The organism is Nostoc sp. 106C, assembly GCF_002154725.1.
Lineage (GTDB): Bacteria > Cyanobacteriota > Cyanobacteriia > Cyanobacteriales > Nostocaceae > Aulosira.
In genome coordinates this window covers 1-16,021 of record NZ_MTAW01000225.1, presented here as the reverse complement: position 1 = coordinate 16,021, position 16,021 = coordinate 1, and the positions used below count along the sequence as shown (strand labels likewise).

The 16,021-nt window shown below is 38.8% G+C and carries 10 protein-coding genes; 4 read left to right on the top strand and 6 right to left on the bottom strand.

Features of this window, described 5'->3' with window-relative positions:
- Positions 1-283: 283 nt before the first annotated feature.
- A complete protein-coding gene (locus BV375_RS33115) occupies positions 284-553 on the bottom strand; it encodes a hypothetical protein (protein WP_243714131.1) in 270 nt (89 codons plus the stop codon).
- Positions 554-738: 185 nt separating this feature from the next.
- Between BV375_RS33115 and BV375_RS33110 the strand changes: the two genes are divergently transcribed.
- Positions 739-2,148: an AAA-like domain-containing protein gene (locus BV375_RS33110; protein ID WP_086768467.1), complete on the top strand. Its 1,410-nt coding sequence runs from the start codon at positions 739-741 to the stop codon at positions 2,146-2,148.
- A gap of 250 nt (positions 2,149-2,398) precedes the next feature.
- On the opposite strand, the gene BV375_RS39070 is transcribed toward BV375_RS33110, so the two are convergent.
- From BV375_RS39070 to BV375_RS33095, 4 genes are all read right to left on the bottom strand, one after another.
- Entirely contained in the window at positions 2,399-2,782 is a 384-nt protein-coding gene (locus BV375_RS39070) for a hypothetical protein (RefSeq protein WP_339376814.1), read from the bottom strand.
- An 18-nt stretch (positions 2,783-2,800) separates the two neighbouring features.
- On the bottom strand, positions 2,801-3,004 hold the full coding sequence (locus BV375_RS39065; protein ID WP_339376813.1) for a biotin/lipoyl-binding protein: 204 nt from the start codon (positions 3,002-3,004) through the stop codon (positions 2,801-2,803).
- An 88-nt stretch (positions 3,005-3,092) separates the two neighbouring features.
- Positions 3,093-6,410, bottom strand: a complete 3,318-nt coding sequence (locus BV375_RS33100) for a type 2 lanthipeptide synthetase LanM family protein (protein ID WP_086768466.1) — start codon at positions 6,408-6,410, stop codon at positions 3,093-3,095.
- A gap of 228 nt (positions 6,411-6,638) precedes the next feature.
- Complete coding sequence (locus BV375_RS33095; RefSeq protein ID WP_086768465.1) at positions 6,639-6,872, bottom strand: mersacidin/lichenicidin family type 2 lantibiotic; 234 nt, start codon at positions 6,870-6,872, stop codon at positions 6,639-6,641.
- Positions 6,873-7,297: 425 nt separating this feature from the next.
- Between BV375_RS33095 and BV375_RS33090 the strand changes: the two genes are divergently transcribed.
- From BV375_RS33090 to BV375_RS33080, 3 genes are read left to right on the top strand one after another with little or no spacing between them, the layout of a single operon-like run.
- Positions 7,298-9,625: a CHASE2 domain-containing protein gene (locus tag BV375_RS33090; protein ID WP_086768463.1), complete on the top strand. Its 2,328-nt coding sequence runs from the start codon at positions 7,298-7,300 to the stop codon at positions 9,623-9,625.
- Positions 9,626-9,678: 53 nt separating this feature from the next.
- Positions 9,679-12,384 carry a filamentous hemagglutinin N-terminal domain-containing protein gene (locus BV375_RS33085; RefSeq protein WP_086768461.1) on the top strand — a complete coding sequence of 902 codons (2,706 nt, stop codon included), beginning with the start codon at positions 9,679-9,681 and terminating at the stop codon, positions 12,382-12,384.
- Positions 12,381-15,011: a CHAT domain-containing protein gene (locus BV375_RS33080; protein ID WP_086768459.1), complete on the top strand. Its 2,631-nt coding sequence runs from the start codon at positions 12,381-12,383 to the stop codon at positions 15,009-15,011. Before BV375_RS33085 ends, BV375_RS33080 begins: the two co-directional genes overlap by 4 nt.
- Positions 15,012-15,067: 56 nt before the next feature.
- Here the strand turns inward: BV375_RS33080 and BV375_RS33075 are convergent, their stop codons facing one another.
- Positions 15,068-15,862: a DUF928 domain-containing protein gene (locus BV375_RS33075; RefSeq protein ID WP_086768457.1), complete on the bottom strand. Its 795-nt coding sequence runs from the start codon at positions 15,860-15,862 to the stop codon at positions 15,068-15,070.
- Positions 15,863-16,021: the final 159 nt, after the last annotated feature.

Here is a 16,021-nt window from a genome sequence, read left to right as displayed (position 1 = left end):
TCTCATTAACTCAGCACTGCTGGGTCTTTTTGGATGGCTTAGTCTAAACTCCAGTCCGTTACTTCAGCGCTAGTATATGGAAAGCAACCAGAATCGTGATTATCTCGCTCAAACATAGACTTCTTTTCCGGTACGTCTGATTCCTCCGTTGCTTAACAGCTTTTTGCGCCATAACGTTTTTGTGCGTCGAATATCATATATTTGTGACGAAGCTTTAGCCCGCTTTCAGGTATTTCGCCTACTCCACGCCATTTGCGATCGCATCTCGCAAATACTTCGTCGATCATCTTTTGAGCGGCTTGATTTCCATCACGACAGACTGAACAAGTATACTGATTTTCAACTTACGATCCAAGATTTGCAGAATTACTAAAGCTGGAGGTACTTTTAAAAATACCATTGCCAAAAATGGGATAAACTCTGCCATATTTGATTCCAAAATGTAAGTAATAAACTTGCGGATATTTTGATAAACTGCCCTTCCTTGCTCAATGGCGATGACGATAGTTGCAAAATTATCATCAACTAAGACAATATCTGCGGCTTCACACACTCAATTTAGCCTATAACTTTAGTCACCGCAGATTTAGTTGCCTTTAGATTTTCTTTATGAATTAGCTTTAAGTGCCGATTAGATTATTAATAAAAATTGTTTACAAATTGCTAATATTGCAGCTTCCGAATCTAAAATTTGTTGTATAGGAGAAATTATACCAAATAATTAAAATCGAAATTATTATGAGAAATTTCTGCTTAGAGGAAGCCATAAAAGTTGCGAATCGAGCAGTTTTTTATAAATTAAATAGAAATTTAACAGATGTTGAGATAATCATTATTAAAGGTGCATGGCAGCGACAAGAATATGATGAAATAGCTGCTAAAAATCAGTATGCAACTACTTATATCAGTCAGGATGTTGCACCAAAACTATGGAAAATACTGAGTGAAGCTTTAGGAGAAAAAGTAAAAAAAAGTAATTTCAAAGAATCACTAAAACGCCAATGGGAACAATTAATATTTACTGATTTGAGTACATATTTTGTTAAGTCTCAGGATGAAGACGGACAAAATTTGCTAATACCAAATAATCTAGATAACCCAAATAATATTCATTCATCAAGCAAAAAAGAATCTTCCAACGAATTAAGTAATGAGATTTACGTTAGACGAACTGAGATAGAAGAAATTTGTTATAAACATCTTTTACAACCTGGTTCTCTGATTAGAATTAAAGCTCCTAGTTTGATGGGAAAAACATCATTTATAATTCATGTTGTAAATCAGTTAGACCAACAAAGTTATCGCAGCGTTATTTTAAGCTTTGAACTAGCAGATAGAAATAGCCATTTTACTCAACTTAATAAATTCCTGCGCTGGTTTTGTAGTAATATTAGTCGAGAACTGGGATTACCCAGTGAGCTAGATCAATATTGGGATGAAGAGGGTATAGGAGCAAAAGTAAGTTGCACTACTTACTTTGAAGAATATATATTAGTTGCTACTGATAGTCCTCTTGTTTTATGCTTAGATAATGTTGATTTACTCTTTCCCTATCCAAACATTTACGAAGATTTTTTTGGATTGTTGCGTTCTTGGTATGAAAAAGCAAGAAGTAGGCAAATTTGGAAGAAATTAAGATTGGTAATAATACATTCTACTGATGTTTATATTCGACTAAATATTCATCAATCTCCCTTTAATGTAGGATTACCTCTAGAACTAGCGGAATTTACCCATGAGCAAGTTCAAGATTTAGCCCAGCAACATCAACTTAATATTAATTTAGATGCCAATATTATAGATTCTTTGATGAATTTAGTAGGAGGACATCCTTATTTATTAGAAATGGCTTTTTCTTACTTGAAAACTCATCCTAATATTACCCTACAACAGATATTAACAGAAGGAACTACAGAAACTGGTATTTATGCACATCATCTCCGCGAACATTGGTTAAATTTACAAGAACATCCAGAATTAGCTGTTGCTTTTAAAAAAGTTGTTAATTCTACTATTCCTGTGGTATTAGAGCCGATATTAGCTTATCAGTTACAAAGTATGGGATTGGTGAAACTTTCTGGTAATTTGGTAGAGATTCGCTGTCATTTATATCGTCAGTATTTCCGCATACGCTTGCTGGATAAATAATACTAGTTTGTCATTCGTCATTTGTAATTAAGAATTACAAATTGGTATTAAATTAGGGGCTTTTAGATGTAAGAAACTATAAGGAATTTGACATTTTTCTCATGGGTTAGACGCTGAATTTTAGAATTTTTTACAGAGTCTAGATTGCAAAACACTCAGAATAAGAAAAAGCAGACTAGTTGCAATTATATGGTGTTTCATAACGGTTATTTTGTTAGTATTTCTGCTTATGTAGCTATGATATTTAAACCTAGTCCCAGTCTAAACTGAAGTTTTCCAATAATGAACAGAGAACAATATAAGATTGCAGAATAAAATCTGAAGGCTGAGTAGTAAAATTCAACATCCAAAATTCAAAATTCTTTGTCCTTGCTGCTGCCAAAGCAGACTCTGTTACCCTTAAGTTTGCAGATGCTGATTTTAACTCCACCTGCGCTACTTGCAATTCTTCTTGGGCTATCTTGACGTTGGCATTGGCTTCTTGAACTTCCGTAATAGTAGTAATTTGCTTTTCTTGATATATGCGGCGATGTCCGCGCAAATCTGCATTCGCGGAGACAATAACACTGTTAATGCGATCGCTTTCGGCTCTGATTTGGCTGGATGAGGCATTTATCTGAGCGTTTATTTGCACAAGTTGCAGTTGTGCTTGCTAGATATTACTTTGCAGTTGACTTTTTCGCGTTTGCAAGCGGGAGTTATCGATAGTGGCAATCACATCTCCTGTTTTAACAACTTGGTTTTTCTTGACGGCGATGTGAGTAATTGTGCCTGCCGTAGCAGCCTGAACAATCCGCAATTCCCCAGCCGGACGGATGGTTGCTGGGGCTTTGACAGTTACCTTATATTTAGTCACTGATGCAACTGCGATCGCAATACTGGTGGGTTAAGGGGGAAACAGGGAACGGCAAAAGGTCAAGAAAAAACTTTTAACCCTTACCCTTTCACCTTTTCCTCGTAGTATTAAGAGTGAGCAAAATCTGCGCTTTTTCTGGTGTTAAGTGGTTTGAGTTTGCACTGTCTAGCTTTGGAGATTCCAACAATAAAACTGAAGGAACTTGATCTGGCGCTGCTAAACGGAGCAATCCATAACCAATACCTGCGAGTCCAGTCATTAACCCAGGAGTCTCGATGCCAGAAGGAACGCCACAAAGCCAACCATGTTGATTAATACTTTCGAGAATAATTGCCGCAAAGCGCTCAACTTGAGGTTGCCATTGGGACTGATCGAGAGTGAGACTAGCTTGTAAAAGCAATTCCAAATTACCTAAATCACCGTGGCATAAAGAGTGATTATTGCCAAATCCCTCAGCTACAGTAGTTTTCAAAGCAGTGTTGATTTCCGATCTGATTTTGGCATCATCAAGATAAGGAAGACTGCGTAGGCGAGCTAAACCAATTCCTGGCGCACCATGACACCAAGTACACATACACATAGCCTGATTGTCTTTTTCTGCTAAGACGGTAGTAGTAAAATTACGTAAATCTAACCAATTTCCTACTTCCGGGAGAAAAAGACTGCTTTCGTATTCCAGGGCAGCTTTAGCCGCATTCCTAAAACGTTGCTCTTTGCTGATTGATCCCAACTCCAACAGCGCCGAAGCTATCCCAGCTACACCATGCGAAAAACCTGTGAGTGGTTTTTCCTCAAACATCTGATTTTTCCATCTCCAACCAATGCCACGAGGCATTTTTTCAGCACGGGCAAGCAGTCGATTGCCACATTGGATGGCGACAGCAAGGATAGTATCGTTTGGTTGACAGCGATATAACCCTAACAAGCTCACAATACATCCAGCTGCACCGCTGATGAGATCAAATTCCTCATCTTGCTCAATGAGATTGGGGAGATGGTTAACTATATTTTGGGCTTCAGTTAATAGTTCTGGTTGATGCCACAACACACCCAAATGTGTAAAAGTATAAATTATGCCTCCCCATCCACCAAAAGCACCAACAGATTTGATCTCTGCGCGAAACTTTTCCACTTGATAGCGCATTGTTGTTAGCGCCGCTTGTGCGAGATTTGTGTAACGTTGCTCGCCTGTCACAGCACCAAGATGAGCTAAGAATAAAATGACACCCGGCAAACCATCATATAAATCTATTCTCAAAGATACCAGTGACCATTGACGCTCGTGCTCGAGCATTAAACCAATCCAGGAAGCATCTTTGTCACCACGTACTGCTAAGAAATCTAAGCGATCGCCAATGTCACGAGCCGCAGCTAATAGTCGATCGCGGTTTACTATTGTCTGTGGTTGTGCGATCGCGTAGGCGGGAAAAGTAGTGTCAGATAATCCCAGATGCACTGTTGCCAAAGAAGCACGGATAAACCATTGCTGTTGTGCCATATCCAAGTCGCTCAACTTTTCTAAGCGACGGTAGACTGTATCGATACTGGCTTCTTCTACAAAATTAGTGAGACACTGTCCACAACTACCCCAAATATACCGGGAGTTGGGGCGCGTCACGAATAGAGGAATATCGCCACGTAGTAAGTCTTCACGCTCTACGGCCAATGCTTGCTTTAATAAAGGTTCATGCTGCACCTGAAGCCAGAGTAAATCAAAATGGCGATCGCGTTCTAGGGCATCTCGCAAGCGATCAGGATGAAAGCTTTCATCTAACAATAAGCTATAGGTGCGGGTGAGATTGAGAATAACTCTAACTTCATCCTCAGCAAATGCTGCGATCGGGCCTGGTTTTGCGAGTAACTCTTGTCGATATTTAACGAGTAACTGATAGATATTGGTAAATCCAGCCAGAATTTCTGCTGTATAGTCGAGTAAATTAACATTAGAGCCATTCAACGTCGGTAAATTCCCATCTGGCGGCATTTCTAGCCGCTTATGTATCAGCCGCATCTCATCAGTTCCCGTACCTTCCCAATAAGGAAGCTGATGCGGAGTGAGTTGCCCTTGTTTTGAGCCTAAACCACTCAAATCGATGCCTTCAGTGCGATCGTTACCCCAAACACGCTGCGGTAGTAAACCTATACCTAAAACGGAGTCAGCCATTTTATCGCTAGCGACAACATTGGCTTTAGAGTCATTCGTTTTACCTATTTTGGGATGGAACAAAGCTTCTAAGTCAACCAAAATTGGATGTTCGCCAGCAGCAATTAAATTCTCAGAATGAAAATCAGTTGCTTGCAGGGCATAAAGTAAAGCTAGGTAGCCTCCCTGACGCTGATAAAAACGCTGAATTTCTGCTGGAGTTTTACAGGTTTGGGGTTTCACAAACTCGACCCAACCGTATTCGCCACAATCTATAAGTTTTAAAATACCAAAAGGTGGATGATTGCCACGTGCATTCAGCCAAATTAGGAGTTCTTGAAAATGGACATCTATTGCCAAGGATCTCGGCTTATAAACTAATTGCAAACCTGAACTAAATTTGGCAATCAGAACAGAACGCCCGCTTCTATGACTATCCCCAGCGCCGCCCTTTAACTCTACTAATAAACCAAGCTCTTGTTCGGGACTAAATTTAGCTCGGATTTTCTGCCAATCTGCACATAAATGTTGCAGAAATTCCAAACTAAATGTCAGCCAATGATTTATACAAATAGTAGTTTGGCGAGCTAAAACCGGATATTCTTGCAAAATAGAAAGGGCAACATCTCGCTGACGCAAACGCTCTACAAAACTGTGAAATCGCTCTTGAGATGTATCCCCTGTAAGTAATCCTTGCAGTCGAGCTACATTTAGTTCTAAAGCTAGAGTGCGGTTTAAAATTTGGCGCAACTGTATTGTCAAATTTGTTAAAAATATTTCTGTAACTATCTCTTCTTCAAAAGGCAGTTCTGAATGCTGCTGACTTAGATTCTGGATACCTTCAGATAAATGATTTAAACCTTGGCATATTAGCGGTTCAATTAAATATATAAATGAATTAGTTTCTACATTTTGCGTTGCAGTTGGAAGATGAAGTGGCTCAAAACTAGAAGCATTTTCAAATGCTTCAAAAATTTGTTTTAACCAAGACGGAGTTTCATGGAAACGTTCTTGTACTGCTGCAATCGGTTCACCCAGAAGTAATACAAATGTTTCTTCATCAATCCCATCTAGCGTCAAGCGTTCGGCAAAGTAATATTTTTTGAGAAAGGGATCTTGATTACGCCATCGCTGCATACGATTTTGAGCTAAATGCAGATTTACCTGCTGATTTTGATTTCCTACCACAGAGAGCGATGCAATCCTTTCCTTTAAATCCATTGCACCATACCAAGCAGCAGCTTGAAAGTATTCTCGATTCACGTTGACTGGCTCCTGCAAAATAAGAGAGAAAGTTTTAAATATTCTACAAATAAGAGGAGAAGAGAAGTGATAATAACTTCTCTTGGCTCCCTTTGACCTTTTGCTCGCTCACCGAATCTCAAGATATTGATAATTTTATCCTGTAACGATTCGGTTAAAGTTTATATTCCTAGGAAACAAGTTTTAACTATTCAACTGAGCAGATAATTGTCTGACTAGCATTAACTATTACTTTGGAGCACTACATGGGTTACATCTCGAGCAGTTACCACCTGTACCGCATCCTGTACCGCCACCGCCACCATCCCTAGCCATCATACCTCCTGCAATAGTTTCTAAAACTTCATCTGATAAATCAGCAATACCTGCTGGATTTTCTGGCAGTTGAGAGCGTTGTTCTTCACTTAGACTTTCGCGATATTCTCTATTTTTCCAAGCACGAATGATATCTTGTTGTGACATGATTTTTCTCCTTGATAAAAGTTCTTAATGTTTAGAAAGTAAGTTAAATTTGCTTACTTATTGATAGTATGTTTGATAATTTTGTTGAATAGTTGAGTCAAAATCAGTTATGTTTTCAGTTGATTAAAATTAGCTGTTTCAGGTAAATTCAGGTAACTTCAGTTAAATTTAGGTAAACAGATAATTTGTAGTTTTTTTGAGTTAAATATTCGATAATACGGTTGACTTCAGTAAGTATGCAAGAATACACATAAGTAGATCGATGAAAGTAAACATAACTATATCGAGAAGGGTAAAGGTTATAAGGGAAGACCTTAAGCTTTAACCATTCTTCTACAAAACTTTACATAGTTCGGTTTAATCGGGTCTATTTACTTATCCAAATTGATAAATACAAAAATGCTGAAAACCCTTACCAATAACCCATGACTAATGACGGCTCCAAAAGCAATGATTCTCTATCCAACTACAAATATCAAGCAGGAGGAAGTCTACCTCCTGACGCGCCTACCTATATTGTTCGTGAAGCAGACCACGAACTGTACAATGCTTTATTAGCTGGAGAATATTGTTATGTTCTCAATTCCCGACAAATGGGTAAATCTAGCTTGCGAATTAGAATAATGTGCAAATTACAAGCACAAAATATTAATTGTGTCGAAATTGAATTAAGCGGGATTGGTAGCCAACAAATTACAGCATCGCAATGGTATGGTGGGATTATTCAAGAATTAATCAGTGGATGTGAGCTACAGGTAAACCGTCGTAGTTGGTTGCGGGAAAGGGAAGATTTATCGCCTGTGCAACGCTTGAGTGGATTTATTGAAAATGTATTGCTAACGCAAATTCAGCAAAAAATTGTCATTTTTATTGATGAAATTGATAGCGTTCTGAGTTTAAACTTTCCTACAGATGAATTTTTTGCTTTGATTCGTCATTGCTACGATAAAAGAGCAAGCAACCCAGAATATAAAAGACTTACTTTTGCATTATTAGGTGTAGCAACACCAGCAGATTTAATTCAAGATGACAATGCAACACCCTTTAATATTGGTCGAGCTATTGAATTAAAAGGGTTGCAACTGCACGAAAGTATGAGTTTGGTACAGGGTTTGGTGAAAAAAGCCAGTAATCCTGAAGCTGTTTTTCAAGAAGTGCTGTATTGGACTGGAGGACAGCCATTTTTAACCCAAAAACTTTGTTGGTTGATTTCCCAAGAATCGGAAGTGCAAACGCCTCAATCTATCAAACATTTAGTGAGAAAACGCATCATTGAGAATTGGGAATCTCAAGACGAACCGGAGCACTTGCGGACAATTCGCGATCGCATTTTGCGAAATTCCCGTTCCAGCACATCGTTGCTGTTATTGTATAAAAAGATTTTGCAACATGGAAAAATAGCCGCTAGTAATGCTGATGCGTACCTAGAATTACGTCTTTCCGGCTTAGTAAACCTGCACCATAGGAAATTAATTGTTAAAAATCAGATATATAAAATAGTTTTTGATTTAAATTGGTTAGAAAAGCAATTAAATCAGCAAAATTATCCACAAAATGCACTGCCATTCTGGCAAGTCGCTGTCACGAGTTTAGCAATTACCTGTATAATTATTGGCATTAGAACCCTAGGTTTTTTACAAGCGTGGGAACTACAAGCTTACGATCAACTGATGCGATCGCGACCTGATGAAGGTAGAGATCCACGGTTATTATTAGTTACCATCACAGAAGCAGATGTCCAGTCCCAACCGATTACAGAACGCAAAGCTGCTTCTTTATCTGAGCGTTCTTTTGCACAATTACTCACAAAACTAGAACAGTTAAAACCGCGAGCCATTGGTTTAGATATCTATCGAGAAACTCCTTTAGGCACAGAATACAAAAATTTAGCTGAAAAGATAAAAAATAGCAATAATCTCTTGATTATTTGTCACTATGGAAACCCTGGGATTAAACCTCCTCCAGAAGCTTCAAAAAACAGTCAAGGCTTTAATAATATAGAACTTGATTTTGATGGTATTCTCCGGCGGCAAATATTAGCTGTAGATTCTGCATCCCCTTGTAAAAGCAAATATTCTTTTGCTTGGAAGCTAGCGGTTGCTTACTTAGCAGAAACAGGAATTCAACCAGATTTTACAACAGATAATTACTTAAAATTGGGAAAAGCAGAATTTAAAACTTTAACAGTAAATTCAGGTGGTTACCATAATATTAATGCTAGCGGGCATCAAATATTACTCAACTATCGTGCCTCAAAACAAATTGCCGAAACAGTTACTTTACAACAAATCCTGAGCAATCAATTTAATCTTGATATCGCCAAAAATCGCATTGTGATTATTGGGACTGTAGACCCCAGTTTCAATGACCATAATTGGCGTACACCCTACAGTGGTGGTTATTTTCCACTAAAAACTATCACAGGTGTGGAAATTCAAGCACAGATGGTTAGTCAAATTCTTAGTACGGTATTGGATCAACGACCGTTGATTTGGACTTGGTCAAAACCAGTGGAAACGATGTGGATTTGGAGTTGGTCGTTAATCGGTGGTTTGGTAGCTTGGCGTTTGTTATCAGTGCGCCTAATTTTACTAGGGAGTGGAATAGCTTTTGGTATTTTATATGCAACTTCTTGGAGCTTACTAACTTTTAATGGAGGTTGGATACCTTTATATTCTTCAGTTTTAGCCTTGGTGGCTGTTGAAAGTACTTTAGTTATTTATAGATATACAAAATTTGGCAATCAGGAATAAAAGAGAATAGCTTAAAAACTTTTAGCTTTTATATAATAATCAACAGGAAAGTGATGAAAATACGTAAAAATATTTTTTTATTATGCAGATATAGTGCTGTTAATATATCAATATTATATACTAGAATATTCGGATTTGTGGGCGGATTGGCGATCGCATTCTCTCACATTAGCGTCCTTGCCCAAATCACCCCTGATGAGACTTTAGGTAACGAACGTTCAATTATTACGCCTAATGTCCATATTCAAGGCACTGCTGCTGACCAAATTGATGGCGGTGCAATCAGAGGTAGTAATCTGTTTCACAGTTTTCATGAATTCAATATCCAAGAGGGACAGCGAGTATATTTCGCAAATCCTGCGGGGATAAATAATATCCTCAGTCGAGTTACAGGTAATAACCCCTCGAATATTCTAGGAACCTTGGGTGTCAATGGCAGTGCAAATTTATTTTTGATGAATCCCAACGGTATAATTTTTGGGCAGAATGCACGCTTAGATTTGGGAGGTTCATTTGTAGCGAGTACAGCGAATGCGATTAAGTTTGGGGAACAAGGTTTTTTCAGTGCAACTAATCCTGAAGTTCCCTTACTACTCACAGTCAATCCTTCTGCATTTTTCTTCAACCAAATTCAGCCAGGGAAGATTGAAAACATATCAATCGCACAATCCGGATTTAACCAAGCCGGCTCTAGGGTATTTGGTTTGCGGGTTCTGGATGGTCGTAGCTTAATACTTTTGGGAGGAGATGTAATTCTCAACGGAGGCAGATTAAATACTGAAGGTGGTCGAGTAGAATTGGCGGGAATCGCTGGTTCGGGAACAGTAGGACTGAATGTTGATGGTGAGAAACTAAATCTCAGTTTCCCTGAAAATATCCAAAAGACTGATGTTTCTATTATTGATGGAAGTATAGAAGCCGGAACTGCTGATAAGGGTGGGAGTATTTTTATCAATGCCCAAAACTTCACTATGTCAGGAAACAGCATTTTATTTGCTGGAATTAACGAAGGTTTGGGAACAGTTAACAGTCAAGCAGGTGATATAAACATTACCTCTGAGACAGTTTCGCTATCAGGTCTTAGTACTATTTTCAATACTGTCGAATCCAATGCCATTGGTAATGGTGGTAACATTACAATTCAAGCTGGCTCATTGTTTTTGACCGATGGCGCTGAATTGATCGCAGAAACCTATGGACAGGGAAATGCAGGTAATATCACGGTTCAAGTTCGCGATCGCGTTGCCTCCGATGGCATGGATAATGAAGGAAATCCAACTGGGATTTTGAGCAATGTCAGACCAGGTGCAAAGGGTAATGCTGGAGATATCAACATAACAGCAGGTTCTTTCTCCTTAACTAATGGCGCTCGCCTGCAAACTAATACCCGTAGTCAGGGAAATGCTGGTAATGTCATCATTCAAGTCCGCGATCGCGTTGATTTCGATGCAGTAAGTACCAGCGACGTTAACAACTTCACGGGAATTTTTACCGCAGTCGGAACTGACGGTGAAGGTAAGGGGGGAGATATTTATATCCAAGCAGCATCACTGGATTTGAGAAATGGCGCGCAATTGACAGCTAATACCTTTGAGAAAGGGGATGCAGGCAATATCAAAATTGTAGTGAGCGATCGCGTCTCTTTTGACGGAGGATATATTCTTGGTAGCAGTGGCGCAGCTAGTTCAGTGGGAGAAGTCAGGGGTAATACAATCATTCCAGCCATAGGTAACGGTGGAAACATCGAAATTATTGCAAAATCACTATCTCTAACTAATGGTGCTGGAATTGCTGCTAGTACAGTCCCTGGTAGTCAAGGGGATGCTGGGAATATAAATCTTGTCACTGATGGGAAAGTTGTCCTACAAAATGGAGCAGCTATCATAGTAGATAACCAAGGCAATGGTAAGGGTGGAAATATCGACATTCAGGCTAGTTCCCTCACCCTCAACAATAAATCTGCTATTTCTGCCGAAACTGCCAGTAATACTGGTGGTAATATCAACTTCAAACTAGAAAATTTATTGCTGCTGCGTCGAGAGACCAAAATTTCTACTAATGCGGGGATTGCGCAAACTGATGGCAATGGTGGCAATATTATCATCAATGCACCCAAAGGCTTTATTGTTGCTGCACCGAATGAAAACAGCGATATTACCGCCAATGCTTTTCAAGGTAGCGGTGGTAAAGTTACTATCAATGCTGCTGGCATCTTTGGAATACAGCCTCGCAGTCGTCAAGAACTTGAGGGATTACTGCAAACAAATGACCCCACAAAACTAGATCCCAGTCAGTTAACCACAAGTGACATCACTGCAATCTCTCAAACTAACCCTTCATTAAATGGTGAGATAAATCTCAACAGACCTGATACTGACCCCAGCAAAGGGTTAGCAGAATTACCACTAAATATTGTCGATGTCTCCGGATTAATCAACCAGAATCTCTGCGTTGCAGCTCAAGGTAGTGAATTTATTATGACTGGTAGAGGTGGTTTACCCCCTTCCCCCTATGACACAATCAGCGCAAATACAGCTTGGGAAGATTGGTTAATCTCACCGCATCAAACTCAACCAACATCAACACCTCATAACTCATCCCGCCAGCAACAACCTGCATCTCTAAAAATTATTGAAGCTCAAGGTTGGGTAAAAAACACAAATGGTAATGTGATACTTACGGCTCAACCAGTAACGGTGACACCTAAAGGTACTTGGCTGCATCCCCAAGACTGCCAGATGCTCAGGGGGAACTCATGAAACCTTTGTTGAAATTAATTCTACTAGGGATATTGGGGTTAATCTTTAGCCTGGGTATGCCAATACTATTTCCTGTCATTGCCCAAAATCCCCCAAGCCAAATTCAACCTGCATCAGCTGTATCGCTCATACAATCTGCGAAACAATATTACGATGCTGGACAATTTTCTGCCGCCGCACAACTTTTACAACAAGCACTACAAATATATCAAGCTTCAGCAGACATACCTCATCAAGCTCAAGCATTAAGTTTACTATCTCTAGTTCAGCAAAAGCTGGGGCATTGGCAACAAGCAAAGGCAGCACTTGACAATAGTTTGAATTTATTAGACAAATTACCATCTGACAGAGATTTCAGCCGCATTCATGCCCAAGTATGGAATAGTTTAGGGCATTGGCAATTGGCACAGGGGCAAACTGAAGCTGCTGTTATCAGCTGGGAGAAAGCTGAAAAATCGTATATTGTATCAGGCGATCGCGCTAGTATTATCGGCATCCAGATCAATCAAGCTTTAGCATTACAAGCTTTAGGACTTTACCGTCGCGCCGAGAAACTGTTAACGCAAATAGAACAACAGCTTTATCAACAACCGGACTCTTCACTCAAAGCAACTGGCTTGCTCAATATTGGTAATATCCGCCGATTTAATAGCGATTTAGACAAATCTGCGGAAATTTTAAGCCAGAGTTTGGCTATCGCTCAAAAATTGCATTTACCCCAAGAAGAAAGTACAGCTTTGCTCAATTTAGGAAATACAGAATTAGCGATCGCCAAAAGAACCGCAGAATTCAAAAATTCACAACGCACTGAACAATACAGGCAAAAAGCTTTAGAGTGCTATCAACAAGCCATTGGGATAGCCACTTTATCCACAACCAAAATTCAGGCACAACTTAATTATCTAGCAGTAGTCATTGAGACTCAGGAATTTGCCTTGGCTTCACCTGTAATTGCACAAATCAAAGCTGACCTTAATCAATTATCAGCAAATCGAGTATCTATTTATGCTCGTGTCAACTTTGCTAAAAGTTTGCTGAAAATGGAGAAAACAAGCAATAATCCAGAGATTGTACAAATCCTAGAAACAGGAGTTGAGCAAGCTAGAAATTTAGGCGATCAACGGGCACAATCCTACGCTCTTGGCACTCTTGGTGCTATGTATGAAAAAGCTGAAGATTGGTCAAATGCCAAAAAAAATACTCAGTCTGCCTTAGTCATTGCTCAAGCAATTAATGCATCTGATATCAGCTATCAATGGCAATGGCAGATGGGGCGATTGCTTCAGGCAGAAAATGCTACTAATGAAGCTATTAAATATTACACCGAAGCTTTTAAAAACCTAAGCAATTTACGCAGTGATTTAGTTGCTCTCAATCCAGAAGTTCAGTTTGACTTTAAAGAAAGTGCGGAACCAGTATATCGACAATTAGTTGATTTACTCTTGCGTTCACCACAAGCAAGTAGAGATCATCTCATTCAAGCGCGTCAAGTAATGGAAGCACTGCAACTAGCAGAATTAGACAACTTTTTTGGTGATGCTTGTGCCCAGGCCAAACAGGTAAATATTGACCAATTAGACCAAACGGCAGCCGTTATTTACCCAATTATCTTACCAAATCGATTAGAAGTAATTGTGAAATTACCAGGCTCGGATAATTTACGTCACTATGCCCATGCCAATATTTCCGAAACCCAAGTTGATGCAGTAGTCCAAAGATTGCAAAATTCTCTCAAGCAGCGTAGTACCAGTTTAGGTAAGATCAAAAAAGAAGCACAAAAGATATATGAATGGTTAATTAAACCTTTTGCAGATGAACTTGAAACCACCAAAACGCGAGAGCAAAGCCAGATTAAAACCTTAGTATTTGTCCTTGATGGTTCATTGCGAAATCTACCAATGGCAGTTTTGCATGATGGACAAAAATATTTGGTCGAAAGGTATGCTGTGAGTGTCGTCCCTTCATTGCAGCTACTTGAAGCTAAACCGCTGCGGAGGGAAGCACTTAATGTCTTAATTGGCGGCGCAACTGACGCTCCCAGCTTCAAAAAAGAAGGATTAGGTGCGATTGATAATGTAGCGATAGAATTATCAGGAATTCAAAAAAATATGCGACACAATCACATACTAGAAAATCGGGATTTTATCAAGCAAAATGTTCAAGTTCAGATTAATAAAACACCTTTTAATATCCTGCACTTAGCAACTCATGGTAAGTTTAGCTCTAACCCCGAGCAAACTTATATTCTTGATTGGAGAGAACGTATCAAAGTTAAAGACTTAGATAACTTACTGCGTTTGAATTATAAAAGAAGTACTAATCCAATTGAATTACTAATTTTGAGTGCTTGTGAAACAGCAACTGGAGACAATCGAGCCGCTCTAGGATTAGCAGGGGTAGCAATTCGCGCAGGTGCCCGCACTACTATAGCTAGTTTATGGCAAATTAACGATGCTTCTACTGCCGAATTTATGATTAAGTTTTACCAAGAACTAAATCGTAGTAAAATTACAAAAGCAGAGGCTTTAAGAAATACTCAACTTGCATTTTTGCAACAATATACCGACAGTGATTATAATCGCCCCTATCATTGGTCTACATTTATTTTAGTGGGCAATTGGTTGTAGTGATTTTTAATTATATTTTAGTTACAACAAAACAGTAAAATTAACAAGATGTTAAATTAATTTAATATTATATTTACAATTATTGGTTCCTCAGAAATATTTGCTAAACTTAAAGCTTTAGTATTTAAAAGTTCAACCCAAACTTTTTTAAAGCTAGAATTATTTGGCTCATTTAAACGTAATTCAGCCAGTTCAGTTATGGCTTCATACCAAATATCATGTTTTGCATAAACAAAAATTTTCTCCAACGGAGTTTTTGCTGTTTTTAAATCTCTTTCAAGTTCTACTGATATTAACTTTCTCTGCACAACTCCTGTTAAAGAAGCAGGTGTGGATGAATTATCGGATGAGATATTAGGAGAACAATTAACGTCAACATACCATCGATACTTTTTGTCAACTTTCAAAGCAGGAATACTTGAAGGTAAAGTAATACCAATAATTCCAGCTTTGTTGGGTAAGTTGAAGTGAGTGCGATACACTTCAGTATCTCCATCTTGTAAAGAGAATTCTGCGTTAGTTACTTCCTGAGCGCTATAAGGAAGATAAACCCAAATAGTCGGATAATCCTTAACAGAAAAATGAGATTGGTTACCGCCTACTATATGAGTCAGTGGTGGTTTGTCCTGCTGATAGATACAGTCACCTCGGCTTCCTGTTCCCTCCTTACCTGGTGGTGTTCCGCGTTTTGGAGGATCTTTTTCCACCGCAGTTAAATTCATTTGTGTTGAAGATACTTGGTTATTGTTGACTTCTGTTTGTGCCCATGCAAGCAAATTTATCGAATAGCTATTCCAGCTAACTAGTACCGACATCAAGAAAAATAAACTTTTTGTACGATTTAATAACATTGCCTATATTTTTTATTTAATTTCACATTCATCTAACTACTACATCTACCTGTATTGTTTCGGAGAGAAAACTTGCCCATTGCGGAAAAATTACTTCGGCAAGCTAAGTAAGTGGGCAGGAAAATTCCTAAATATGTAACGAAAAGTTAAACAGAGCAA

Bases quoted from the DNA above. Each gene is read 5' to 3' on its own strand.
- BV375_RS33110 (WP_086768467.1), top strand. From the start codon at position 739: ATGAGAAATTTCTGCTTAGAGGAAGCCATAAAAGTTGCGAATCGAGCA.
- BV375_RS33095 (WP_086768465.1), bottom strand. From the start codon at position 6,872: ATGTCACAACAAGATATCATTCGTGCTTGGAAAAATAGAGAATATCGC.
- BV375_RS33080 (WP_086768459.1), top strand. From the start codon at position 12,381: ATGAAACCTTTGTTGAAATTAATTCTACTAGGGATATTGGGGTTAATC.
- BV375_RS33075 (WP_086768457.1), bottom strand. From the start codon at position 15,862: ATGTTATTAAATCGTACAAAAAGTTTATTTTTCTTGATGTCGGTACTA.
- BV375_RS33085 (WP_086768461.1), top strand. From the start codon at position 9,679: ATGAAAATACGTAAAAATATTTTTTTATTATGCAGATATAGTGCTGTT.
- BV375_RS33090 (WP_086768463.1), top strand. From the start codon at position 7,298: ATGACTAATGACGGCTCCAAAAGCAATGATTCTCTATCCAACTACAAA.